Source organism: Streptomyces sp. NEAU-YJ-81, assembly GCF_017592595.1.
Classification (GTDB): domain Bacteria; phylum Actinomycetota; class Actinomycetes; order Streptomycetales; family Streptomycetaceae; genus Streptomyces; species Streptomyces hygroscopicus_B.
The window spans coordinates 164548-188433 of the sequence record NZ_JAGFNO010000019.1 but is presented as its reverse complement, the minus strand read 5'-3'; the positions used below and the strand labels follow the sequence as shown (position 1 = coordinate 188433).

Genomic DNA, 23886 nt, shown 5'->3' with positions numbered 1-23886 from the left:
TGGGATTAACGTCCTAAACCCGGCGTTGTCGCCGAAAGGAAGGGTTGCGACTCACGAGTGCACCATGGGATCAAGGCAGTTCAAGGAGAACAGGCAGCTCGCTGTTCGACCACACCGTCCGCGCTCGGAACGTGGCACGCACTTTCCATGGGCACCTTGTCCCCCGCGAGCAAAGACGCGACGATCTCACCTTGACCGACCATGGCGCTGGACTATACCCATCCGCTCCCAGCGCAGAGAATGGTTGAACCCCTAAAGACAATGGGGGAAACCTCATTGTAGAGTGCGGATTCTCGCCTCCAGGCAACGGGAAACCCACACTCGGCATCACCCCTGGGGGAAACCGGAGCCACTGCCACCGGCCGACGGGCTCCGGCGGCCCACTGCGGGGAACCGCCGGAACCCACTATTCCGATTCAGGACAACTGGCCGTCGTAGTCAGGCAGCTTGAACGTGCGCTCGGCGTGTCCCCCGACGAGATCGCTCTGGTTGTTTCCAATGTTGGCGATGATGGAGTAGCCCAGGGACTCGATCTCCGCCCGCTTGGCCGTCTTGTACTCGGTCGGGTCACCGAAGATGTCACCCAGTGACCGCTGGTACAGGCCGGTGATCGGGTAGCCGACGTGCACCAGGTTGCCGCGGGTCACCTGCTCGAGGATGTCCGGGCGCGCGGTGATGAAGAAGATGCCCACTCCACGCTCGTTCGCGTAGCGGGTGAGCTCCAGGACCCGCTCGACGGCGGGAGTCGGCGGGAACAGCTGGAAGTACGTCTCCAGCGAGGTGTTGTCCACGTCGAGGACGATCGCCTGCTTCTGTCCCCCGCCGTTCTCGATGCGCTCCTGTATGTAGGGAAGAGCCTGGTCCATCACCTTGTCGACGTCGTTCTTCCACGTCTGGTAATCGACGGCCGCGGCGGCGCTGGGGGCCGCGGCCACCGTGGTACGCGCCCGATCCGCCCCGAGGGCCTGCGCGTCCACCGTCCCCGCCAGCCCGAGCACCGCCGCCGTGGCGACAACCGCTCCCACCCGTGCCTTGCGTAAAACCGCTCTCATGGTCGCTTCCTCCGTTGCCTCAGCCGTGGCCGGCGGCCACGATCGGCTCGAAGCTAAGGCCGCCACCGATGCTTCGGCGAGCCCCTGGCCGCAACCGGAGCGAGCCACTCTGACCGCATACACCGGCCGTGGACGCAACCGCGTGCTTCTCGCCGGACCGGCCGAAATCATGGCAAGTAGCTGCCATCGGGCATGAGCCGTGGAGGTGGGATTAGGGTGGAAGTGTCATCGCGCGGATGTCCGTCACAGGCCGATGAACGGATCGAAGCAATGCCCAGAGCCACCAAGACACCACCTCCCACCAGCGCAGACTCCCGGGCACCGGCTCGGGCCGCGAGGAGAGGATCCCACGGGCCGCGCGCCGCGGCCGACCGCGCCTGCGCGCGTCATTCGGTGACCGTCCACTTCGGGGGGCGGCGGGTGGAGCTTCCGTCGGAGGAACAGCTCTGCTTTCTCGCGGGCGTCGGCCTTCTCGCCGCGGTCGAGATCATCGAATGGCCGGTCGCGGCGGCCATAGCGATCGGGCACGGGCTCGCCCACAGCCAGCACGGCAAGGCGCTGCGCGAGTTCGGAGAGGCCCTGGAAGAGGCATGACAGAGTACCCGCCGGACTACCCCGGGATGATCGTTCCGGTCGGGCAGGTGGAGCCCGTACCGCGCCGTATCCGCGGCTACGTCGGCGGTCGCCTCGTCTTCGACACCGTGCGGGCGCGCTATGTGTGGCTCTGGCCGGGCTATCCGCAGTACTGCGTTCCTCGCGACGACATCGGCGAGGGGGCGCTGGTCGACGAGGGCCGGAGCCTGACGCTGAAGGTCGGCGGAGCGCGCCGCCAGACCCTCCAACTGGGCTCGCTCACCCGCCCGGACGCGGCATGGGAGTGGGCCGAGGATGCGCCCTCCGGCATCGTCGGCCATGTCACCTTCCGGTGGGAGGCCATCGACGCCTGGTTCGAGGAGGACGAGCAGGTGTTCGTCCACCCCAGGAGCCCCTACACCCGCGTCGACGCACTCCGGTCGGGCCGCGGCGTCCGCGTCGAGCTGGACGGCACCGTGCTCGCCGACGCCCCGAACTCGGTGATGGTGCTGGAGACGGGGCTTCCGACGCGCTACTACCTGGACCGGGTGTATCTCGACTGGACGCGCATGGAGCCCACCGACACCGTCACCAGCTGTCCGTACAAAGGGACGACGAGCGGCTACTGGGCTGTCCGGACCGACACGGCCACCTACCCGGACCTCGCCTGGGCCTACGACTTCCCGACCCGGCAGGTGTCTCCCATCGCGGGGCTGGTCGCCTTCTACAACGAAAAGGTCGACCTCTACCTGGACGGACGGCCGCTCCCCCGCCCCGCCCCGGTCAACAGGGCGATCTGGGAGAAGGAACAGCGATAGGCGGCAACACCCCGATGACACGGTGGTTCCGTCCCCACGGCCGTGGGGACGGAACCACCGTGTCATCGGGGAGCGTCATTTGACGCCGATATGCGCTCCGGGACCGAGCGGCAGGTCCAGGCCGTAGAAGATGCCGAGGATCGCCAGCCACACCATCAGGAACGGCACCACGAAGATGGCGAGCCGGGAGATGAGCGTCCCCAGGCGGGCTTCCGGTTCGTATTCACGGACCATCGCCAGGATGAGGAGGAGATACGGGTTCATCGGGGTGATGGCGCCGGTCGCCGAGTCACCGATACGGAAGGCCGCCTGGCTGAGCGCCGGACTCATGCCCATCAGCATGAACGCCGGGATGAACACGGGACCGACCAGGGACCACAGGGCGGATCCGGAGAGGATCACCAGGTTGAGGCAGGAGGCCAGCAGGACGAACGCGATGATCGCCCAAAAGCCGGTCACACCGATGGCGTTGAACAGCGCGGCGGCCTTCACCGCCAGCAGCACCCCGAGGTTGGACCAGGTGAAGAGCGCGATGACCTGGGCCGCGAAGAACATCATCACGATGTAGCCGGACATGTTCTTCACCGAGTCCGTCATCGTGGTGACCACGTCCTCGGTGCCGGTGAGCTTCTTGACCGTGAAGCCGTAGGTGAGCCCGGCGAGCAGGAAGGCACCGAAGAGGACCGGGACGACACCGCTGAGCACGGGCGAGGGCACGAAGGCGCCGCCCTCTCCGCGCAGCGGGGCGCCCGGTGGCAGCCAGAGCGCGAGGACCGCCGCCAGGTACAGGCCGACGACCGCGCAGGTGTACGCGAGCCCCTTGCGCTGCACCGGGGTGAGCGTCAGGTCCTCCCGCGAGGTCTCGCCACTCTCGGCCGCCTGGTAGGGGGCAAGGCGTGGTTCGAGGACGCGGCTGATGAGGAATCCGCCGAGCAGCCCCAGGACGACACTGCTGGCGGCGGTGAAGAAGTAGTTGATGAGCACATGGATATGCAGGCCCTCGGCGGCCGGGAGCACCGAGGCCGCCTGCTGGGTGATGCCCACGTACAGGGCGTCGAGCGAGCCGATGGTGAATCCGGCCGCGTAGCCCGCGGTGACACAGGCGAAGCCGCCGATGAGGCCCGCCACGGGATGGCGTCCGGCGCTCTTGAACACCAGGGCCGCCAGCGGGGGCAGCACGATGGCGCCGACGTCGCTCATCATGTGCGCCTGGCTGGCGATGACCGCCACCGCGTACGGCAGCACGGCGCGGGGCACCCGGGCCAGCGAGGCCCGCATCGCGGTCTCCAGCAGGCCGGTCTTCTCCGCGAGTCCGACCACCATCATCAGCACCAGGACGGCGCCGATCGGCGGGAACGTGGCGAAGTTGGGGATCAGGTTCTCCAGCAGCCAGCGCAGCCCCTCACCGGTGAGCAGCCCGCCGATGTCCCTGGTGTCATCGGTGCCGGGGACGGTGACGGAGACGCCGATGAGGGCGAGGACGGTGGAGAGGACGGCCAGCAGCACGAAGAGCCCGGCGAACAGGACGATGGGGTTGGGCAGGGCGTTGCCGGCCCGTTCGATGAAGGAGAGGACACGGTCGAGGCCGCCGCGCCGCTCCTTGTCCGGGGAGGTGCCCTCGGGGGCGGGCAGTCCGGTCACCGCCGGCATCAGGGCCGCCTTCCGGCTGGCGTGGCCGACGGCAGGAGGCCCTTGGTGTCCTTGCGGACATGGCCGTCCTGCACGACGCACACGACGTTGGCGGGATCGCCGAGCACACCGATGTCCGCGAGCGGGTCTCCCTCGCAGACGATGAGGTCGGTGACGCGGCCGGGGGCCAGCGTGCCGAGGCGGTCGGCGACGCCGAGGAGTTCGGCGGCGGTCCGGGTGCCGGCCACGATGGCGTCCATCGGGTCCATGCCCAGGTCGACGAGGTAGCTGAGCTCCATCAGGTTCTGTCCGTGCGGGCAGACGGCGGCGTCGGTGCCGAGCGCGATCCGGGTCCCCTGCTCGATGGCGCGGGAGATGTTCTCCTTGGTGATGCCGGACCAGCGCACCTTCTTCTCGTAGTGATAGGGCTCCATGGTGGCCTTGTCGATGCCCGCGTAGACGGTGGAGAGGGTCGGGACGACGAAGACGCCGCGCTCCCCCGCCATCTCCCGGGCCCGGTCGTCCAGGCCGTAGCCGTGCTCGATGCTGGTGACCCCGCCGCGGATGGCGTTGAGGATACCCGCGTTCCCCTGGGCGTGCGCGGCCACCGGCTTGCCGCCGTGGCGCCGGCACTCGTCGACCACGGCGCGGATCTCCTCCTCCAGGAGCCCCTCGTCGTCCGGCTGGTCATACGGGCTTCCCATGCCACCGGTGGCGCAGATCTTGACCAGGTCGGCGCCAGCGCGCAGCACCTTGCGCACGGCCAGGCGCGCCTCGTCCTCGGTATCGGCCAGCTCGGACATCTCACCGCCGCTGAGGTCGGTGCCGTCGGGCAGGCGCACATCGGCGTGGCCACCGGTGTGGCTGATGATCCGTACGGCGGTGTGCACCCGGGGGCCCGTGATCCGCCCGGTCTCGACGGCGGTGCGGTACCCGGTGGCCAGGCCGCCCAGGTCCCGGACGGTGGTGACGCCCGCGTCGAGGGTCTGCCGCAGCCGGGTGGCGGTGTCGTAGGTCACCAGGACCGGGTCGAGTTCACCGCGGCGGGCGGGCGGTGTCGCATGGGCGTAGGCGAGGTGGGTGTGGCAGTCGAAGAAACCCGGCAGCACGGTGCGGCCGCCCGCGTCGATGACACGACCGGTGAAAGCGTCGCCGGAGGCCGGGGGCGCGGTCGCCGCCGGGCCCGCGTAGGTGATCGTTCCTTCGGCGTCGGCGATGACGACGGCGTCCGCGATCGGGGTCGCCCCAGTGCCGTCGATCAACGTGGCGTTCTCCACGCGCAGAGCGGTCCTGGTGGTCTCGGACGTGGTGGCATCCGTCATGAGCGAGATCTCACTCCTCGTTGGGGGAACTGGTGGGGAGGAGTGTCGATCCATCGCGTGTTTCGGGTGTTATCATGCAGCATTCCATCGAGATTCACATGCGATACGCAGAAAAGCGCCGCCCATGCAAACGCAGGATTACGCCGCGCATGACCTCGACGAGTTGGATCGTGGCCTCGTGCACGCGCTGCAGATCCATCCCAGAGCCCCGTGGACACTTGTCGGTGACGTCCTCGCGGTGAACCCGGTCACGGCCGCGCGACGCTGGCAGCGGCTCCAGGAGGCGGGGCTGGCCTGGGTCACCGCCTATCCCCAGCTCTCCGACTCCCGGATCGTGGTGACCGGCATCGTCGAGGTCGACACCGAGCCCGGGGTCGGGGAGGACGTGGCCGAGACCCTGGCGGCCGAACCCTCGGTGGCCAACGTCAAGCTCACGGCGGGAAGCCGGGATCTGGTGATCGCGCTGCAGGCTTCGGACCTGGGTGACCTCGCCCAGCTCAGCACGGTCCTCTTCCGGGGCGCGCCTGGGGTGCGGGCGACACGTACGCATGTGACGACGGCCCTGCCCTCCGAGGGCAGCAGGTGGCGGCTTCGCGCCCTGGACGCCGCGCAGTGTGCCCGGCTCGAGGCGGCGCTCCCGCCGATCGAGCCGCTCCCGCCGGGGGCGACCGGCTGGGACCCCCTGGATGTGCGGCTCCTGGAGCTGCTGAGCGTCGACGGCCGCATGGCGATCAGCGACCTGGCGGAGCGCGCCGGGGCGCCCTTGACCACGGTCCGCCGGAGGCTGCGGGCGCTGCTCGGCTCACGGGTGTGCCTGCGCTGCGACCTCGCCCGGCCCATGTCCGGGTGGCCGATGGCCGCGGTGTACTTCGCGTCCGTACCGGCCGAGCGGCTGGAGGAGACCAGCCGGGCGCTGGCCGGGGTGCGGGAGGTCCGGTCGTGTGCGATCACGGCGGGCCCGCACAACCTGGTGATCGACGTCTGGCTGCGCGCGGCCGGTGATGTGCACGCCTTCGAGGCGCATCTGTCGAGGCGGCTGCCGCAGCTGACCATCGACGACCGCTCGGTGGTGCTGCGCACCGTCAAGCACATGGGCCGACTGCTGGACCGAAGCGGCCACAGCGTGGGCATCGTCCCGCTGCGCCCCTTCGCCACCCCGGCTCCCGGGAGTGCCGCGGCCACCTGATGCGCGAGCGCCCGGTCCGTGTGGGCATCGGACCTGTCGGGACGGGTCGGGGCTGGTCGGGGGCACACCGGACGTGAAGGCGCTTTCCGCTGTTCGTGTGCGTGCCATCTGCCGGTACCTGCGGCCGGACACGCTGGGGCGCCATGGCACCTGTGCGCGCGACAGTCCAGGCCGTTCCGCTGGTGGCTACGGCCATCGTCATGCTCGACGCGGCCACCGACTTCTTCCCGGACGCCCCTCTGGTCGGCGTCATCACACCGGTGCGCCTTGCCGTGCTGGCGGGGCTGGTCGCGACGGCGGTGACGGCGCCGCGGCTCGCCACGTTCCGCACCCGGCTCGACCCCGCCATCGCGCTGCTCCTCCTCAGCGGCATCGCCACCACCTACGTCGGCGGGCACCCCGACGCGCCGCTGCGCGCCCTGATGACCGCCCTCGCCACCTTCTACCTGCTGGTCGGGGTGCGGCGGACGCAGCCCGAGTCCTGGCGGGCGGTCGCGCTGCTCGCGCTGGCCGCCGTGGCGGCCGCGGCCACCTCGGCGTTCGCCCAGGTGACCAACGAGGTGCCGACCGGCTTCTGCCGCACCGGTCTCTTCACCGACGTCGACTGCGACAGCGGCGGGCCCGGGTCGATGATCCGCGCCACCGGCACCTTCGCCAACCCCAACCTGCTCGCCGCGTTCCTGGTGCTGCTCACCCCGATCGCCCTGCTGGCCGCGGTGACGGTCGCCGAGCGCACGGCCCGCGTCGCGGTCGTGAGCGTGGAGCTCATCGGCTACGGCGCGGTGCTGACCACCTTCTCCCGGGCGGGCTGTGTCGCGGCGGCGGCGGGTCTGCTGGTGCTCGGCGGCACGTACTGGCTCGCCCCCCGCCTCGGCCGGTGGGGGGTGCGGACGCTGACGGTCGTGGGGCTGGCCGGGCTGGTGGCCGTGACGGTGGCGCTGTGGGTGGTGTCGCGGGCCGGGGACGCGCTCGGCGTCCGTGGCCAGGCGTGGAAGGCGGCCGTCGACCTCGCCGTGGACCAGCCGCTCGGTGTCGGGCTGGGGCGGGCCGGGGACGCGGTTTCCGCCGCCGTACCCGGCGGCAGGACCTTCGTCCACGCCCACAACATGTGGCTGAACTGGCTGGCCGAAGCGGGCGTGGCCGGTCTGCTCGGAATGGTGCTGGTGACCGTGATCGCCGTCGCCACGGCGGTCCGCGCCGCCCGGGAGAAGTCCGTGGCCGGAGTCGTCGGGCTCGCCGCCCTGACGGGGTTCTTCCTCGCGGCCACGGTGGACCACCCGGCCAACCTGGACCGGATCGCCATGCTCTTCTGGCTGGTCCTCGGCCTCGTCATGGCCGAGGTCCCGGGCCGGTGGCGGGACTCGGGGACACCCGCCCAAGCCCCCGCCCGCTCGGGCCGCCGCGCGCGGCGCCGCTAGGGTCCTTCTGACGGGCCCGCGAAGCCTGGCACGGCGCCCCCAGCTACCGCTGGGAGGTGCCCCTGCACCAGACGCCGCGGGCCCCGCGGCGGCAGCCGCTGATGTCACCGGCGCGAAGATCCACCGGACAGGGCCCAGGCGGCCACCGGCGCTCTGTCGCCTGCCGCGCCGGGAGGGGTCCGGACAGCGGACCGTTCGCCTGGTCCGGCCCGCTCGGCGGCGACGAGAGTGGGCGGGCGGTTCGTGTCAATCGGAAGGCGGCTCACAGCGATGGCGAACACGGTGCGGCGGGGCTATGTGCCCAGCCCCTTCGGGCAGTTGCACTACGCGGAGTGCGGGTCCGGCGAGGCGGTGCTGCTGCTGCATCAGACGCCGCGTTCCTGGACCGAGTACGCCGATGTGCTGCCCCTGGTGGGCCGGGCACACCGGGCCATCGCCATGGACACCGTGGGGTTCGGCGCCTCGGCCAAGCCCGAGGGGCCGCACTCGATCGAGCGGTTCGCCGACGGGGTGGAGGCGCTGGCCGACGGGCTCGGGCTGGAGGCGTTCCACCTGGTGGGCCATCACACGGGCGGTGTGGTCGCGGTGGAGGTGGCCGCCCGGCTGGGCGACCGCGTCAGCAGTCTGCTGCTCTCGGCCACGGCCTTCGTCGACGAGGCCAAACGCGAGGCGGCTCCCGGGCGCCCCCCGGTCGACCATGTCGATCCGAAGCCGGACGGCTCGCATCTGGTGGAGCTGTGGAACCGGCGCCGCGGCTTCTACCGGGCGGGCGAGGAGGCCGCGCTGACCCGCTATGTGATCGACGCGCTGACCGTGCTGGACCGGGTGGAGGAGGGACACCAGGCGGTGTACCGGTACCGGATGGAGGAGCGGCTGGCGCACATCACGGCCCCGGTACTCGCCGTGTGCGCGCCGGAGGACCACTACTCGCTGCCCGCGCTGGAGAAGTTCGCGGCGGCGCTCGGCTGCGAGACCGCGGTCCTGCCCGGCGGCCACGTACCGGCGCCCGAACAGCTGCCCGGGGAGTTCGCCGACGTCGTCACCGCATGGGTGGACCGGCCTCGGCGGTGACCCGGTCCCATGTCGTCTCCGTGACGCCACGCCGCCGCAGCGCCGCCTTGCGCACCTTGCCGGTCTCGGTGAGCGGCAGCTCGCGCAGGATGTCCACGTAGCGGGGGGCGGCGAACGGGGGCAGCTCGAGCTCGCAGTGGCGGATCAGGTCGGCCGGGTCGAGGGTGCTGCCCGCGCGGGGCAGCACGGCGACCATCACCTCGTCCTCCGCCAGCTCGGACGGCACGGGGAAGACGGCCGCGTCGGCCACCGCGGGATGGCTACGGACGACCGTCTCGACCTCGCAGGAGGAGATGTTCTCCCCGCGGCGGCGGATCACGTCCTTGATGCGGTCCACGAACCGGAACCAGCCGTCGGGCTCGCGCACCACCCGGTCCCCCGTCCGCCGCCACGCGTCCGCGGGCTCCGCCGGCTCGCCCAGGTAGCCGGTGGCGAAGGCGTACGGCCGGTGGCTGCGCACCAGGAGCTCGCCCGGGGTGCCGTCGGGGACGGGGGTGAGCAGTTCGTCCACGACGCGGGCGTCGAAGCCGTCGCGCAGGGTGCCGATGTAGCCGGGCCGCTGTTCCTCGGGCGTCGTGCCGATGACGAGGTTGGTCTCGGTGGAGCCGAATCCGTCGATCAGGGTGACGCCGAACCGCTCGCGGAACGGCTGCCAGTCGTGGGCCGGTGTCGCCGGGGAGAGTCCGCGTACGGTCCGGTGGGCACGGTCGTGCGGGCCCGGGGGCTGGGCCAGCAGCATCGGCACCATGGCGCCCAGCAGATAGACCACGGTGGCCCCGGCCCCGGCCGCCTCGGTCCAGTACCGGGAGGCCGAGAAGCGGGGGGCGAGGGTGTACGCCGCCCCCACGGTCATCGCCTGTGCCAGCGCGTTCAGGGCGTTGGTGTGGAACAGCGGGAGGCAGGTGTAGAGGACGTCGTCCGCGGTGAGGCGCAGCGCGCCGGAGACGTTGCGCCCCCACCAGACGAACTGGGCGTGGGGGCAGCGGACCCCGCGGGAGGTTCCGGTGGTCCCGGAGGTGAAGAGGACGCACGCGGTGTCGCCCGGGCGGACGGGGGCTGCCGGCAGGGCGGGGCCGTGGCCCGGCCGGGGCACGTCGTCCGCTCCCGCGAGCCACAGCGTCCCCCGGTACCCGGCCGCCCGCAGCCGCTCCGCCGTCTCGTCCTCCGCGAGCACATGGGTGGGGCGGGCCTGGTCCAGGACGTTCCGCAGCCCGCTGCCGCGCAGCCCCGTGTTCAGCGGGACCAGCTCGGCGCCGAGCCAGGCGGCGCCGAGGAACAGGTCGACGAGTTCGACCCGGTTGCCCGTCATCGCCGCGATGCGGTCGCCCGGGCGGCAGCCGCGGGCCGCGAGGGCCCCCGCCATGGTGGCGGCGGCCTCTCGCGCCTGGCGGTAGGTGCGAACGGTGTCCCCGATCCGCAGGAAGGGGCGGTCCCCGTGGTCCCGGGCCGCGGTGTGGAGCAGCCCGGGAATCGTCAGGGAGGTCACCGCAGCACCTCGCGCTCGCGCAGTTCGCGGATCCGCTCCGGTGGCAGCCCCGCGACATCGCGCAGCACGTCGTCGGTGTCGGCGCCTAGCACGGGTGCCGCCGTGCGGACGCCGCCCGGTGTGCGGGTGAGCCGGATGGGCGGCCCCTCGTGCAGGAAGGCCCCCGCCACCGGGTGTTCCGCGCGGACGTAGAAGCCCCTGGCCCGGAGCTGCGGGTCCTGTTCGACCAGGTCGCGGCCGTCCTGCACCGCGCCCGCGGGTATGCCCTGCTCCTGAAGGAGTTCGGCGGCGGCGTCGGCCGGCAGGGTCCTGGCCCAGGTGGCGAGGGCGTCGTCGACCAGGTCGGTGTGGTGTGCGCGGGCGGCCGAGGTGCGGGTGCGTTCGTCGGTGGCCAGGCCCGGGTGCCCGATCACCGTGCACAGCCGGGCCCATTCGGTGTCGTCGCGGACGCTGACGGCCAGCCAGCGGTCGGCGCCGAGGCAGCGGTACACGCCCTGCGGGCTCCATCGCGGATCGGTGTTCCCGGCGGGCTCGACGGGGTTGAGCAGGCTGGTGCCCATATGGGAGGCGATCGCCTCGAGCTGGGACAGGTCGATGTGCTGTCCGCGCCCGGTCTGCTCCCGGTGTTCCAGGGCGGCGGTGGTGGCGAGCGCGGCCTGCAGACCGGCGACGATGTCGCCGTGGCCGTAGATCACCCCGACCACGTCGTCCGGGCCCCATCCGGTCAGGCCGGTGAGCCCCGAGGAGGCCGACACGGTGTCCGCGTACGACACCCAGCCGCTGCGCGGGCCGCTGTGACCCATGCCGGACATGCTGACGTACACCAGGCGGGGATTGATCTCGCGGAGGGTGTCGTAGCCGAGGCCCAGTTTGGTCATGACGGTGGCGCTGAAGTTCTCCACCAGGACGTCGCAGGAGGCGATGAGGTCGCGCAGTATGGCGATGCCGTCCTCGGTGCGGGTGTCCAGGGCCAGGCTGCGCTTGTTGCGGTTGACCTCGTTGAAGTAGCCGTTGGTGTTCGGATCGGTGTGCGGGCCGCGGGACAGATGCATGAAGGGCGCGAACCGGGTGGGGTCGGGACGGCCCAGCGACTCGACCTTGATGACATCGGCGCCGTGGTCGGCGAGCACCTTGGTGCAGTAGGGCCCGGCGAGCACCCAGGTCAGGTCCAGGACGCGGATGCCCTGCAGGGCGGGCCGCGCGGGTTCCGCGGCCGCCGCGGGCACCCGCGGGGCCGGCCGGTGCTCCTGCAGCAGCCGCTGGTCCGCGCCCCGCTCCGGGACGTCCAGCTCCTTGATCCGGTGGCCGTCCGGGAACGCGAAGGGGAAGCCCAGGTCGGTGCGGCCACCGGCGCGGAGGAAGAAGTCACGGGCGGCGAGCTGCGGGTTGCCGGGCATCTCGTGCGGCAGGTCGACCGCCGCCCAGGGCAGCTTCCTGGACTGGGCGAGCTCGGCGAATTCGGCCTTCGGCCACCGGCCCGCGAAGTCCTGCACCACCTCGAAGACGTGCTCCTGGTACTTCTTGCGCTCCACCGGGTCCTGCCAGCGCGGCTCGGCGAGGTCGGCCTCGGCGCCCTCCTCGCGCAGCCAGACGAGGAGCGCGTCCCACATGCGGGGGCTGCCGCCGAGGCCACCGCCGAGATAGCCGTCGGCGGCCCGGAACAGTCCGTGCGGCACCAGCGGATGCACCCGGCCGGGGCGTCCCGGCACCCGGTCCTCGTGCAGATAGGCGAGGGTGCCGGCCTCCAGGGCGGCGGCCGCGCACGCCTGGGCGGACACGTCGGCGAGCTGGCCCGGCCCCGTGCGCCGCGCCCGCAGACCGAGCAGCGCGGCGATCGCGGCGTGCACACCGGCGAGCTGCTCCGCCTGGTTCTCCGGAAGGCGCAGCGGCGGGCCGTCCGGGTCGCCGACCTGCGCGAGCATGCCGCCGAGCGCGGCGACCACCAGATCGGTGCCCTGCCAGTGGCTGCGGGGGCCCACGGTCCCGAAGGGGGTGACGCGGACATGGACGAGGTGGTCCAGGCCCGCGACGGCCTCCGGCGCACCGTCCGGAGTCCCGTCGAGGAGGACGTCGGCTCCCTCCACCAGGCGCCGCAGCTCCTCCGGGGACGCGGGGGTCACGGACCGTTTACCGGCGTGCCAGTGGACAAACGCGTCGCCGTTCAGTTCCCGCCGGGTCGGATCCCCCTCCTCGGGCTCGACCAGGACGACCTCATATCCGAGGCCGACCAGGAGCCGGCCCGCGAACCGGGTGAAGGGGCTGGACAGTTCGACGACGCGTACGGCCGGGTTGCTCACATCTCCTCCGCGGGATGCTCAGGCGTGCTGCTGGTTCAGGAAGCCGGTGACCGCCGTGTAGTAATCGTGCGGCCGCTCCTCCTGAAGGTGGTGGGAGACCTGGTCCATGATGTGCAGATTGCCCTTGGGGACCATGCGGGCGAGCATCAGCGGATAGTCGGGGGTGAGGAACGCGTCGTACATGCCCCAGATGAAGAGGGTGGGGGCCTGGATGGCGCCGAGCTCCGCGGTGAGGTCCTGCCAGTCGCCGCGGGGGTTGTCGGAGGCGCCGGCGAGGGCGGTCTCCTCCGGGTCGAGGCTCTGCTCGTAGCGCAGGGTGACGGTGTCGTCGGGGATGGCGCCGCCGTCGTACCACTCCAGGCGGGCGATCAGGTCCCGCATCTTCTCCCAGGAGGGGCCGGTGCCGCCGTAGTACACGTCACGGGCGTTGCGGCCGCGCCGGCCGCCCTCGGGCAGCGGGGCCAGCGGGCCGTGGAACACGGGCATGCTGCCGGTGATCGTCAGCGACCGGACCCGCTCGGGGTACTTCGCGGCCAGGTTCAGCGCGATGGTTCCGCCCCAGGAATTGCACACGAAGTCGGCGCGCTCGATGCCCAGGGTGTCGAGCAGGGCGACCGTCTTGGCGGCGTGATAGTCCCACATGGGGCCTTCGATGACGGGCTTGGCCGACTTGCCGTACTGCAGGATGTCCACGAGGAAGCAGTGGCGGTCCTGGGCGAACAGCGGTGCCACCTGTCCGAAGTCGGACCAGCCCGTGCACCCGGGGCCACCGCCGTGGAGGAAGACCGTCGGGCTGCCGCCCGACGTGCCCAGCTCGATGTAGTGGTACGTGACGCCGTCCGCTTCCGCGTGGGCGCCCTCCGGCGGCTTCTGGATGTTCATGAGGTCCATGCCCCGATGGTGTGGTGCCGGTGATCTCCGCCCAAGCGGTCCGGTCCGCTGAGCGGGCCGGTCTCGTGGTGACCGCCTCCGGGCGGTGGCTAGCCTCCCGGTTCATCGTGGTCCGCGAAAGACGTGTCCGCGGTAGTCGTCCGCAGAAAGGCAGCATATGTCCGCGTGGGAAGTTGCCGAGGAACGGGCCAGGGCGGCGATCGGCCGCCCGGAACACCGCGACCTGGGTGTCGTACGGGCCGAGGACGCGGCGGAGTTCGCGCGCTCGGCCGGGGAGACCGGCCCGCATCTGGTCGACCCCGGCCGCCCGGACTTCACCGTCCACCCGATGTACCTGGTGAGCCTGTTGCGCGGCGCGGGAGGCGCCGGCCAGGACGAGTTCCGGCCGGACGGCATGTACCGCGACGAGGTCCCGGGCACCGACGGCCTGGATGTACGGCTCATGGCGGGCGGCCAGGAGGTCCGGTTCACCGGCGAGGTGAGGGCGGGCGACCGGATCCAGGTCCGCCGGGTCCTCACGGATGTCGAACGCAAGGGCAGCGGAACGCCGTTCCTGCTGCTGACCGTCGAGAAGACGTACACGGCGGAGCGGGGCACGCTCGTCCGGGTGCGGGAGAGGTTCATCGTCCGATGAGCGTTCACATGGGGCAGCCCGTACCACCGGTGGAGTTCACCCCGGATGCCGTCACCCTGCTGCGGTTCGGGGCGGTCACCCGCAATACCCATCGCATCCACTACGACACCGGGTTCGCGCGTTCCGAGGGGCTGGACGGGCCGGTCGTCATGGCGCAGTTGCACGGCTGTCTGATGCACCGGGCCGCCATGAGCTTCGCGGGTCCGGGCGGACAGGTCCTGGAGGTCGGATGGCAGAACCGGGCCCCGGCCCTCGCCGGGGAGCGGCTCGTGGTGAGCGGCACGGTCGGCGAGGTCGATCCGGAGACGGGGCGGGTCACCCTGGATCTGGTCGAGCACGGTGGGCAGGGTGATGTGGTGTGCTGCCGGGGCACGGCCGTGGTCCTGATGGGCTGACCGCGCCCCGCGCCGGGATGAGAGCGTCGGGATGAGAGCGCCCGGGCGAGATCATCGCTCAGGCGAGATCGAGGACCACGTTGCCGATCGCCTCCCCGGACCGCAGGCGTGCCACGGCTTCCGCCAGGCCGTCGATGCGATGGTGCTCGATGGGCAGGGTGAGCTCCCCGGAGGTGAGGTCGCCCAGCATCCGCTTGGTGTCGGCGGCGACCTCCTTCCCCCGGGACATCAGGTTCACGGGCAGCAGCGACACATCGGCGAGGAGGAAGTCCGCCAGGTCCACGGTGAACTCACGGCCCGCGGTGTAGCCGACGAGGGCGACCCGGCCGCGGGGGCGCACCAGCGGCAGGGAGTCGCGCAGGACCGGCCCGCCCACGGTGTCGATCACGACGTCCACCGGGCCTCCGACCGCGTCGGGGGACAGGTCGGCGGCGAGCACCACCTTGGCGGGGGCCGGTACATGCGGCAGCTTGGCGGGGCGGCCCACCACGCCGATCACCTCGGCTCCGGCCCGGGCCGCGACCTGCACGGTGAGCGCGCCCACCGCACCGGCCGCCCCGGTCACCAGGACCCGCTCCCCGGGCTGGACGCCCGCCACGGCATGCACCGAGGCCCACGCCGTCCCCGCCGGGGAGAAGTAACAGCAGGCCAGAGCGGGGTCCGTGCCCTCGGGTACGGCCTCCACGGCGGCGTCCGGGACCAGCGCGTGCTCGCTCCAGGCGCCGTCGCGGCGCATCCCGAGGGCCTTGCCGCGGAGGAGGACGAGGCTCCCCTCGGGGTGGACGTCGGAGGCGATGACGGTGCCGCTGCCGGCGGTGCCGGGAATCGACGGCAGGTCGGGGAGGATGCCGAACTTGCCGTCGACGACGTTCAGATCGAGGTGGCTGACGGCGGCCGACTTCATCCGCACCAGGGTGTGGCCGGGACGTGGCTCGGGTACCGGCCGCTCGACGAGCCGCGGCAGGGTGCCGAACTCCTCCAGCACCAGGGATTGTGACGTCGGGTGGCTCACGTTTTCGCTCCGTATCCACGGCCCACGGCCGCGTTCGGTGGTGGCGGACCCCGCGCACGCTAGACCGCGCCCCGCTGTCCGCGCACCGGGACGGGTCCGCTCAGCGGGACGCGCCGCCGCGGCCACCGTCCGGGCTTCCGCCGGGGAGGGAGCGGTCTGCTCAGCGGACCGGATCCCTTGGGTGGATCCACGCCGCGCCGGATGCTCGGGTCCACCGAAAACCGGCAGCAGGAGGACACGCACGATGACGGTCGAGGACTCTCCCGACACGGCCACCCCCGTCCGGAGCCGCCGCAGAAAACCCGCCGAGCCCGGTCGCCAGGACTGGTCGTCCTGGCCCCATTACGACGGTGCGGCAGCGGGCTTCCGCGGCTACTGGTATCCGGTCACCTGGTCCAGCCAGGTCACGGGGAAGCCGCTGCCCTTCACCATCTGCGGCGAGCGGATCGCGCTGATCCGCGACAACGGCACGGCGTACGCCCTGCACAACCGGTGCCCGCACCGCGGTGTGCCGCTGTCCGAGGGCAACCAGCAGTTCCCGGGCACGGTCAGCTGCCCGTATCACGGCTGGACCTTCGATCTGCCCACCGGGCGGCTGTCCGCGGTCATCACCGACGGCCCCGGGTGCCGGCTGACCGGCAAGCTGGGCGTGCGCACCTACCCGGTCGAGGAGCGCCTCGGCATGGTGTGGGTGTACATCCCGATCGCCGACGAGGAGCCGCACTCGATCGACTCCCAGCTTCCGGAGGAGCTCGTCTCCAACACGTTCGTGATGGGCGGACGGATCGAGCCGCGCGGTGGCAACTGGCGGTTCGCCTGCGAGAACGGCTTCGATGAGGGCCACGCCAAGTATCTGCACCGCACGGCCCTGTGGCGGCTGTTCAAGCCCATGCCGACCTGGAACATCACCCGGATCGTGCCGCGCGGCCGGTGGATCTTCCGGGTCCAGGACGAGGTCCACTGGGACGCCGAGTTCCCGGGGGTGGGCCGCTGGTCCAACAAGCGGTGGTGGAAGATGCAGCCGCCCAAGGAGACCTTCAACATCGGCAACACCGGCAAGGCCGACAGCGTCGATCCGACGATCGAGGCGCAGGACTTCCCCGGGTTCGCCTCCCTGTCGATGCCGGGCGTGCTGCGCATCGCCTACCCCAAGTTCATCCACTACGAGTTCTACGTCCCGGTGGACGAGGACAACCACCGCTATGTCGGTGTGATGGTCAACTTCACCGAGGGCTGGGACACCCTGCGCTTCTACGCCAAGTACCTCGGGGCGATCCGCTGGCTGTTCCACGGCCAGTTCTCCGGCCAGGACGCGTGGATGGTCGATGTCACGGACGCGCCGCCGGAGAAGCTCTACCGGCCCGATATCTCGCTCACCGCCTGGCGGAACCTGAGCGAGGAGGAGTACGGCAAGAAGCTGGCCCCGGTCGACGGCGCATCCGCACCCGAAGAGAAGGCATGACATGTTCCGTAAACTGTTCACCCTGCTGCTGGGCGCCGCGATCGCCGTCGGGATCCCGCTGGCCACAAAGCGCATCGCGCGGACCACGATGACGCAGGTCCACAGGATCAACCAGTGACCGCCGACGGCCTGGCGGGACTGGATGACCGGCGGCGCTCCTGGGCCCTCGACGCCGCCCGCCACATCAGCACCGACCGGCTCCGCGAGCTGATCACGGGCCTGGTGAACATTCCCAGCCCGACCGGTGACGAGGGCCCGCTGGCCACCCATATCGCCGGCACCCTGCGCACCGCCGGCTGCCACGCGGCCGTCCAGCCCCTCGACGACCGCCAGGCCAACGCCTGGGGGCGGCTGACCGGTGACGGCACCGGCCCCGACCTCATGCTGTACGCCCCCATCGACACGCTGACGGTGGGCGAGGAGAGCGAGGACGTGCCGTGGATCGGCCCGGAGCTGCGCGAGGACATGCGGCCCGCGGCCACGGTGTACGACGACCTGGTCACCGGGCTCGGCGCCTCCAACCCCAAGGGCCACGCGGCGTGCGTGATGATGGCCATCGAGGCGATCTCGCTGGCCGGTGTCCCGCTCACCGGTGACCTGGTCGCGGCGTTCGGCGCGGGCGGGATGCCCACCAACGCCCGGCCCGTGGGCACGCGCCTCAACACCGGCCAGGGCGCCGGGTGTTCGTTCCTGCTGGAGCAGGGCGTGTGGACCGACTACGCGGTCATCGCCAAGCCCGGCTGGACCGTCTCGTGGGACGAGGTCGGACTGGTCTGGTTCGAGGTGACGGTCGGCGGCACCCACACCTACGCGGGCTCCCGCCACCGGCTCCCGTACGACAACGCCATCGCCCGCGCCGGGGAGGTGTCCGCGTACCTGGAGAAGTGGTTCGAGGGGTACGCCGAGCGGCACACTTCGGGCACGGTGGCGCCGCAGGGCATCGTCTCCTCCATCCGCGGCGGCTGGCCGCGGATGGCGGCGGTCACCCCCGCCGTGTGCACCCTGATGGTGGACCTGCGGATCAGCCCGGACATCACACCGATGCGGGCCAAGCGCGAGTTCATGGACGCGCTCGCCGCGCTGCGGGCCGCCTCGCCCGGACTCGACGTCCGGGCGGAGATGGTGCTGGCGATCCCCGGCACCCGCACCCCGCGCGAATCGTGGATCCACCGCAGCGCCACGGCCGCCTGGGAGGCGCTGGAGGGGCGCGAGCACGAGGTGATCCCCGGGAACAGCGGCGCCACCGACGCCAACATCCTGCGCGGCCGTGGCATCCCCACGGTGCGGGTCGGCATGCCCAAGGTGGCGGAGGCGCCGTTCGAGATCGACTTCGCCCGAGGCATGAACACGGTGTCGCTGCGGGCCATGGAGAAGCTCACGCGCCATCTGATCCGCACGGCCGTGGACACCGTCACCCGGTCCCGCGACGAGCTGGAAGGAGCAGGGGCATGACCGAGATCGTCCTGGGGGTCGGAGCGTCGCACAGCACGCTGATGAACACCCACTGGGAGGAGACGTACCACAAGGACCGCGCCGAGCGGTTCCGGGACGCGCTCGGCCAGGCGCGGGACGCGCTGGCCGCGGCCCGTCCCGACACGGTGATCCTCATCGGCTCCAACCACTTCCGGGGGTTCTGGCTCGACCTGATCCCCAGCTTCACCATCGGGGTGGACGAGTGCATCGCCAGCGGCGAGTCCGGCACCCCGAAGGGCCCGCAGCCGGTGGACCGGGAGCTTGCCCTCTACCTCGCGGGTTCGCTCGTGGAGCGGTCCGGTTTCGACGTGGCGTTCTCCGCCCGGCTGCAGATCGACCACGGCCAGTCGCACGCCGTCCAGTACCTGCTCGACGGGCTCGACGTCGACCTCGTACCGCTCGTGGTGAACGTCTTCGCGCCGCCGCTGCCCACCCTGGACCGCTGCGAACAGCTGGGCCGGGCGATCCGGGAGGCGGTCCTGGCGTTCCCCGGCGACCGCCGGGTGGCGGTCATCGGCTCCGGCGGGCTGTCCCACCGGCTGCCCTGGCCGGACTGGCGCGACCCGAACGGCGAGGACGAGGAGTTCATGGTCGGGGCCTGGCTCAACGGCCGGGAGAACTGGCAGGACTACGACGTGCGCCGCCGCGAGATCATCCGGGCCGCCGAGGCGTCGCTCAACCCGGAGTTCGACGAGGAAATCCTGTCCTGGATGGAGCGGGGACAGGCGCACCGCATCACCGAGTACACCACCGCGGAACTGGAGAAGGTAGCCGGCAACGGCGCCCAGGAGCTGCGCACCTGGCTGTTGATGTCCGCGCTGCTCGATCACATCCCGGGCCGGCGCCTGGCCTATGAACCGATGCCCGAGTGGCTCACCGGCATGGGGGTCGCCGTCCTCGATCCCGCACAGGCCCCCGCACAGACCCCCGCGCAGACCAGCGAAAGGCAGTCATGAGCATCTGGAACGAGCTGTCGGGCATCGACTACCGGCACACCTACGTCGAGACCGGCGACTTCAAGACTCGCGCCCTGCAGGCCGGCCCCGAGGACGGCGAGCATGTGGTCTTCCTGCACGGGACGACCGGCCACCTGGAGGCGTTCGTACGGAACATCCCGGCGCACGCCGAGCGCTACCGCTGCCACTCCATCGACATGCTGGGCCACGGCTACACGGGCAAGCCCGACCGCCCGGCCGAGATCCCCCTGTACGTCGAGCACCTGATGGCCTACCTGGACGCCGTCGGCGCCGAGCGCGCCCATCTGGTCGGCGAGTCGCTGGGCGGCTGGGTGGGGTCGTGGGCCGCGAGCGAACACCCGGACCGGGTCGCCTCCCTCCAGCTGCTGTGCATGGGCGGCACGAAGATCAACCCGGCGATCATGGAGCGGCTGAAGACGTCCACCAGCGACGCGGCCCTCAAGGACGACATCGCCTTCACCCGGGAGCGGCTGCGGCTGCTGTGGGCCCACTGGGACGAGGACCTGGGCGAGGAGCTGACCCAGATCCGCTACGACATCTACCACCACCCCGACTTCCAGCGGAACCTGCACAATCTGCTCGCGCTCCAGGAGCCGGAGGCCCGCGAGCGCAACCTGCTGCGGCCCGACCGCATGGGCCGGATCAAGGCGCCGACCCTGGTGGTGTGGGGCAACAAGAACCCGCTCGGCGACGTGCCGGAGGCCGAGGCCATCGCGGCCGCGATCCCCGGGGCGCGGCTGGAGGTGTTCAACGAGTGCGGCCACTGGCCGCAGCACGAGAAGGCCGATCTGTACAACCCGCTCAGCCTGGAGTTCCTCGCCGCGTCCTCGGCCACCTGATCGTGAGGTTCCTGCCATGACCGTAGTCCCCATCGACCAAGCCGTCAGAGCCTGTCCCGACCCGATGAACTCCGTCCTCGGCAAGGTCCGGTCCATCCTGGAGGCGTTCACCGCCGACGACGACTCGCTCTCGCTCGCCGATCTGGTGCGCCGTTCGGGAGTGGCGAAGGCGACCGTCCACCGGCTGTCCCAGGAGCTGGTCGCATGGGGGCTGCTGGAGCGGGCGGGCTGCAACTACCGGCTCGGACTGCGCCTGTTCGAGATCGGGCAGCGGGTGCACCGGCAGCGCATCCTGCGGGAGGTGGCCCAGCCGTATATGGAGGATCTGCTGCTGGCCACGCGGGAGACCATCCACTTCGCCATCCATGACGGGCTGGACGTGGTGTACCTGGAGAAGATCCTCCCCCACCGGGGGCTGAGCGAGGAGTCGCGGGTGGCGGGGCGGCTTCCGCTGTACTGCACGGCGACCGGCAAGGCGATCCTCGCCCACTCCCCCGGCAGCCTGTTCGGCGAGGTGGTCAGGAGCGGCCTCAAGCCGTTCACCCGCCACACCATCACCTCGCCGGGCCGGCTGCGCACCCAGCTTGACCGGGTCCGCGACCAGGGCATCGCCACCGAGGCGGAGGAGGTCCGGCTCGGCTATATGAGCATGGCGGTCCCGGTCTTCGGCCGCCAGAACGCCCTCGCCGGAGCCCTGTCGATCACGGCGCCGACCTACCGGGTGGACGCGATCGCCCACGCCAGCGCGCTGCGTACGGCTGGTCTAGGCATCAGCCGCTCGCTGAGGTCGGCGCTGTGACGGCGCCCGTCGTGTCCTCCCCCGCTCTGGAAGAGGTGCTGGCGCGGGCGCGGGAGCTGATCGACCAGTGGCGGGACGAGGACTGCGGCACCCCGACGGTCAAGGACTTCTGCCGTTACGCCGCCGCCCTCAACGATGGCGAGTACATCCGCCGGGCCCGCGCCCTGGAAGCGGACGGCCGGCCCGTCGAGGCGCCCGACCTGTTCCTCGCGGCCACCATGAGCTGGGAGGACGGCCCGCCGGAGGACGAATTGCGGCCGGATGGCCTCGCCCAGCGTGAGTCGCCGTGCACCGAGGGTCTCGCGGTGCGCCAGGTGCACGGCGGCCAGTCGGTGCGCCTGGTCCGGCCCCCGGTGGCCGGAACACGGATCACGGCAGCCCGTGCGGTCGTCTCCGCGCGGCACAAGCGCGGACGGTCGGGTGAGTTCGTCCTCCTGGGCGTGCGGACCCGGTTCCTGGCCCCCGACGGAAGCGAGCTGACGTCCGTGGACGAGACGATCGTGGTGCTCGACGCCACCGGAGGTGACCGATGACGGCGCCCGCTGCCGGGACCGAGTGTCCGCCGCGCCGGTACGCCCACACCAGTGTGCAGCTCTTCCGCTTCAGCGCCGTGTCGTGGAACGCGCACCGGATCCATTACGACGCCGCGTTCGCGGCGTCGGAGGGGTTTCCCGACGCGGTCGTGCAGTCGACGCTGCACGGCGAGACGCTCAGCCGCAACGCCCTGGAGTGGGCCGGGCCGGGCGCCCGGCTGGAGTCGGTGGCGTGGCGCAACGTGGCCACGGCGGTGGCCGGTGAGCGGCTGACCTGGGCCGCGACGGTGTCCTCGGTCGAGGGCGCGCGGGTCCGTCTGGACGCGCGCATCCTCAAGGCCGACGGCTCCGAGTGCGTCACGGGGACGGTGGAGGTGACGCTCGCCGGGTGAAGGCCCGGCTCGACCGGGTGCGGGAGCGGTGGAACCCAAGGCTGACGGGGGCCTTGGGTTCCACCGCTCCCGCGTGTCCGGGCCACGGTGTCCCGGCGCGGTGTCCCGGCGCCACGGATTCCTCGCCGTGTCCCGGCCATGGTGTCCCGGCGCCAGTTCCTCGCCCTGTCCCGGCAGGCGGACCGATTCCATTGGACCGTGATCCGGACCTCCCTACGCTCCTTTTCCATGAGCGTTCTCAACGTTGAGCCGGTCGCCGCGGCGGACGCGGCGGTGGTCGAGACGGACATCCTGATCATCGGCGCCGGCCCGTCGGGCCTGTACGGCGCCTACTGCGCGGGCTTCCGCGGGCTGCGTGTCGCCGTGATGGATGTGCTGCCCCAGCGCGGCGGCCAGATCAGCGCGATGTACCCGGAGAAACCGATCTTCGACATCGCCGGATTCGCCTCGGTCCGCGGTCGCGACCTGGTCGACAACCTGGTCGCCCAGGCGGAGACACACGGCACCCGCTATCTCCTCGGCCACCGCGCGACGGAGCTGTCCTACGACGACGGCCTGCCTGTGGTCCGCAGCGACCGGGGGACGACCGTACGGGCCGGGGCGGTGGTGATCACCGGCGGCGTCGGGACCTTCACCCCCCGCCCGCTGCCGGCCGGGGAGGATTTCCTCGGCCGCGGCCAGGTGTACTTCGTACCCGACCCCACCGCCCACGCCGGCCATGACGTGGTGGTCGTCGGCGGTGGCGACAGCGCCTTCGACTGGGCGGCCCTGCTGGCCCCCATGGCGCGCTCGGTCCGGCTGGTGCACCGCACCGCCCGGTTCCGCGCCCACCGCGCGTCGGTGGAGAAGGTCCGGGCACTCGGCATCGAGATCCTCACCGACTCCGAGGTCAGCGGCCTGTACGGCGGCGCACTGCTGGAGGAGGTCGAGATCCGCCACCGCGTCACGAAGGACACCACGCGCCTCCCCGCGCAGACCGTGGTGGCGGCCCTCGGCTTCATCGCCGACCTCGGCCCGCTGCGGGACTGGGGCCTCACCCTGGAGGCACGCCGGATCGCCGTGGACACCCACATGGCCACCAACCTCCCCCGCGTCTTCGCGGCCGGCGACATCACCGACTACCCGGGCAAGGTGCGCCTGATCTCCGTCGGCTTCGGCGAGGCCGCCACGGCCGTCAACAACGCCGCCACGGTCATCGACCCGGAGGCGGCGCTGTTCCCCGGGCATTCCACCGAGAAGGAGAACTGACATGGCCTACGTCATCGGCGCGTCCTGCGTTGACATCATGGATCGGTCCTGCATGGAGGAGTGCCCGGTCGACTGCATCTACGAGGGCGAGCGCAAGCTCTACATCAACCCGGTGGAGTGCATCGACTGCGGCGCCTGCGAGGTCGCCTGCCCTGAGCAGGCGATCACCGTGGACCGGAAGGCGGATCCCGAGCACCGCGCGGACAACCGGCGGTTCTTCGAGGAGGTCCTGCCCGGCCGGGACGCCCCGCTGGGCACCCCCGGTGGCGCCGGGGCAGTCGGCCCGCTGGGCGCCGACACCGCCCTGGTGGGAGGCCGGTGAGCACACCGGACGTGGCTCTCCGTCCGGTGGCCCCCGCCGGATTCTGACCACTCACAC

At 71.6% G+C, this 23886-nt stretch carries 23 protein-coding genes; 16 read left to right on the top strand and 7 right to left on the bottom strand.

The features are described from left to right. Positions 1-416 precede the first annotated feature (416 nt). Positions 417-1052, bottom strand: a complete 636-nt coding sequence (locus tag J5X86_RS32400; protein ID WP_208520260.1) for an HAD family acid phosphatase — start codon at positions 1050-1052, stop codon at positions 417-419. A 420-nt stretch (positions 1053-1472) separates the two neighbouring features. On the opposite strand from J5X86_RS32400, the gene J5X86_RS32395 reads away from it, so the two are divergent. Next, positions 1473-1646, top strand: coding sequence for a hypothetical protein (locus J5X86_RS32395; protein WP_208520259.1), 174 nt, complete (start codon positions 1473-1475; stop codon positions 1644-1646). After that, the gene (locus J5X86_RS32390; protein WP_208520258.1) at positions 1643-2443 is read left to right on the top strand and encodes a DUF427 domain-containing protein; all 801 of its coding nucleotides are present in this window, start codon (positions 1643-1645) and stop codon (positions 2441-2443) included. The genes J5X86_RS32395 and J5X86_RS32390 overlap by 4 nt, the downstream gene beginning before the upstream one ends. Positions 2444-2518: 75 nt before the next feature. Here the strand turns inward: J5X86_RS32390 and J5X86_RS32385 are convergent, their stop codons facing one another. Then, positions 2519-4093: an AbgT family transporter gene (locus J5X86_RS32385; protein WP_208520257.1), complete on the bottom strand. Its 1575-nt coding sequence runs from the start codon at positions 4091-4093 to the stop codon at positions 2519-2521. Next, the gene (locus tag J5X86_RS32380) at positions 4093-5394 is read right to left on the bottom strand and encodes an amidohydrolase family protein (RefSeq protein WP_208520256.1); all 1302 of its coding nucleotides are present in this window, start codon (positions 5392-5394) and stop codon (positions 4093-4095) included. The genes J5X86_RS32385 and J5X86_RS32380 overlap by 1 nt, the downstream gene beginning before the upstream one ends. 124 nt (positions 5395-5518) lie before the next feature. On the opposite strand from J5X86_RS32380, the gene J5X86_RS32375 reads away from it, so the two are divergent. From J5X86_RS32375 to J5X86_RS32365, 3 genes are all read left to right on the top strand, one after another. Then, positions 5519-6580: an Lrp/AsnC family transcriptional regulator gene (locus tag J5X86_RS32375; protein ID WP_208520255.1), complete on the top strand. Its 1062-nt coding sequence runs from the start codon at positions 5519-5521 to the stop codon at positions 6578-6580. A gap of 143 nt (positions 6581-6723) precedes the next feature. After that, positions 6724-7998, top strand: a complete 1275-nt coding sequence (locus tag J5X86_RS32370; protein ID WP_208520254.1) for an O-antigen ligase — start codon at positions 6724-6726, stop codon at positions 7996-7998. A 270-nt stretch (positions 7999-8268) separates the two neighbouring features. After that, the gene (locus tag J5X86_RS32365; protein WP_208520253.1) at positions 8269-9069 is read left to right on the top strand and encodes an alpha/beta fold hydrolase; all 801 of its coding nucleotides are present in this window, start codon (positions 8269-8271) and stop codon (positions 9067-9069) included. Here the strand turns inward: J5X86_RS32365 and J5X86_RS32360 are convergent. From J5X86_RS32360 to J5X86_RS32350, 3 genes are read right to left on the bottom strand one after another with little or no spacing between them, the layout of a single operon-like run. Next, positions 9038-10555: an AMP-binding protein gene (locus tag J5X86_RS32360; protein ID WP_208520252.1), complete on the bottom strand. Its 1518-nt coding sequence runs from the start codon at positions 10553-10555 to the stop codon at positions 9038-9040. The genes J5X86_RS32365 and J5X86_RS32360 overlap by 32 nt on opposite strands. Beyond that, positions 10552-12852 (bottom strand): CoA transferase, encoded by a 2301-nt coding sequence (locus J5X86_RS52585; protein ID WP_208520251.1) that lies wholly within the window; start codon positions 12850-12852, stop codon positions 10552-10554. Before J5X86_RS52585 ends, J5X86_RS32360 begins: the two co-directional genes overlap by 4 nt. An 18-nt stretch (positions 12853-12870) precedes the next feature. Next, entirely contained in the window at positions 12871-13743 is an 873-nt protein-coding gene (locus J5X86_RS32350; RefSeq protein ID WP_208520250.1) for an alpha/beta fold hydrolase, read from the bottom strand. Between the two features lie 157 nt (positions 13744-13900). On the opposite strand from J5X86_RS32350, the gene J5X86_RS32345 reads away from it, so the two are divergent. Both J5X86_RS32345 and J5X86_RS32340 read left to right on the top strand, forming a co-directional pair. Then, the gene (locus J5X86_RS32345; protein ID WP_208520249.1) at positions 13901-14377 is read left to right on the top strand and encodes a MaoC family dehydratase N-terminal domain-containing protein; all 477 of its coding nucleotides are present in this window, start codon (positions 13901-13903) and stop codon (positions 14375-14377) included. An 8-nt stretch (positions 14378-14385) separates the two neighbouring features. Continuing rightward, on the top strand, positions 14386-14772 hold the full coding sequence (locus J5X86_RS32340) for an acyl dehydratase (RefSeq protein ID WP_243981959.1): 387 nt from the start codon (positions 14386-14388) through the stop codon (positions 14770-14772). Between the two features lie 58 nt (positions 14773-14830). Here the strand turns inward: J5X86_RS32340 and J5X86_RS32335 are convergent, their stop codons facing one another. Beyond that, positions 14831-15784 carry a zinc-binding alcohol dehydrogenase family protein gene (locus J5X86_RS32335; RefSeq protein WP_208520247.1) on the bottom strand — a complete coding sequence of 318 codons (954 nt, stop codon included), beginning with the start codon at positions 15782-15784 and terminating at the stop codon, positions 14831-14833. 244 nt (positions 15785-16028) lie between these two features. Here J5X86_RS32335 and J5X86_RS32330 point away from each other — a divergent pair, with 244 nt between their 5' ends. From J5X86_RS32330 to J5X86_RS32290, 9 genes are all read left to right on the top strand, one after another. After that, the gene (locus J5X86_RS32330) at positions 16029-17246 is read left to right on the top strand and encodes a Rieske 2Fe-2S domain-containing protein (RefSeq protein ID WP_208520246.1); all 1218 of its coding nucleotides are present in this window, start codon (positions 16029-16031) and stop codon (positions 17244-17246) included. Between the two features lie 114 nt (positions 17247-17360). Then, positions 17361-18698 carry a M20 family metallopeptidase gene (locus J5X86_RS32325; protein WP_208520245.1) on the top strand — a complete coding sequence of 446 codons (1338 nt, stop codon included), beginning with the start codon at positions 17361-17363 and terminating at the stop codon, positions 18696-18698. Then, the gene (locus tag J5X86_RS32320) at positions 18695-19675 is read left to right on the top strand and encodes a catechol 1,2-dioxygenase (protein WP_208520244.1); all 981 of its coding nucleotides are present in this window, start codon (positions 18695-18697) and stop codon (positions 19673-19675) included. Before J5X86_RS32325 ends, J5X86_RS32320 begins: the two co-directional genes overlap by 4 nt. Beyond that, on the top strand, positions 19672-20535 hold the full coding sequence (locus J5X86_RS32315; protein ID WP_208520243.1) for an alpha/beta fold hydrolase: 864 nt from the start codon (positions 19672-19674) through the stop codon (positions 20533-20535). The genes J5X86_RS32320 and J5X86_RS32315 overlap by 4 nt, the downstream gene beginning before the upstream one ends. Before the next feature lie 16 nt (positions 20536-20551). Continuing rightward, entirely contained in the window at positions 20552-21334 is a 783-nt protein-coding gene (locus tag J5X86_RS32310; RefSeq protein WP_208520242.1) for an IclR family transcriptional regulator, read from the top strand. Next, positions 21331-21867: a MaoC family dehydratase N-terminal domain-containing protein gene (locus J5X86_RS32305; protein WP_208520241.1), complete on the top strand. Its 537-nt coding sequence runs from the start codon at positions 21331-21333 to the stop codon at positions 21865-21867. Before J5X86_RS32310 ends, J5X86_RS32305 begins: the two co-directional genes overlap by 4 nt. Continuing rightward, positions 21864-22259, top strand: a complete 396-nt coding sequence (locus J5X86_RS32300) for a MaoC/PaaZ C-terminal domain-containing protein (protein ID WP_208520240.1) — start codon at positions 21864-21866, stop codon at positions 22257-22259. The genes J5X86_RS32305 and J5X86_RS32300 overlap by 4 nt, the downstream gene beginning before the upstream one ends. 228 nt (positions 22260-22487) lie before the next feature. Beyond that, entirely contained in the window at positions 22488-23507 is a 1020-nt protein-coding gene (locus J5X86_RS32295; RefSeq protein ID WP_208520239.1) for an NAD(P)/FAD-dependent oxidoreductase, read from the top strand. A gap of 1 nt (position 23508) precedes the next feature. After that, entirely contained in the window at positions 23509-23829 is a 321-nt protein-coding gene (locus J5X86_RS32290; protein ID WP_014057389.1) for a ferredoxin family protein, read from the top strand. The last annotated feature ends 57 nt before the right edge of the window (positions 23830-23886 follow it).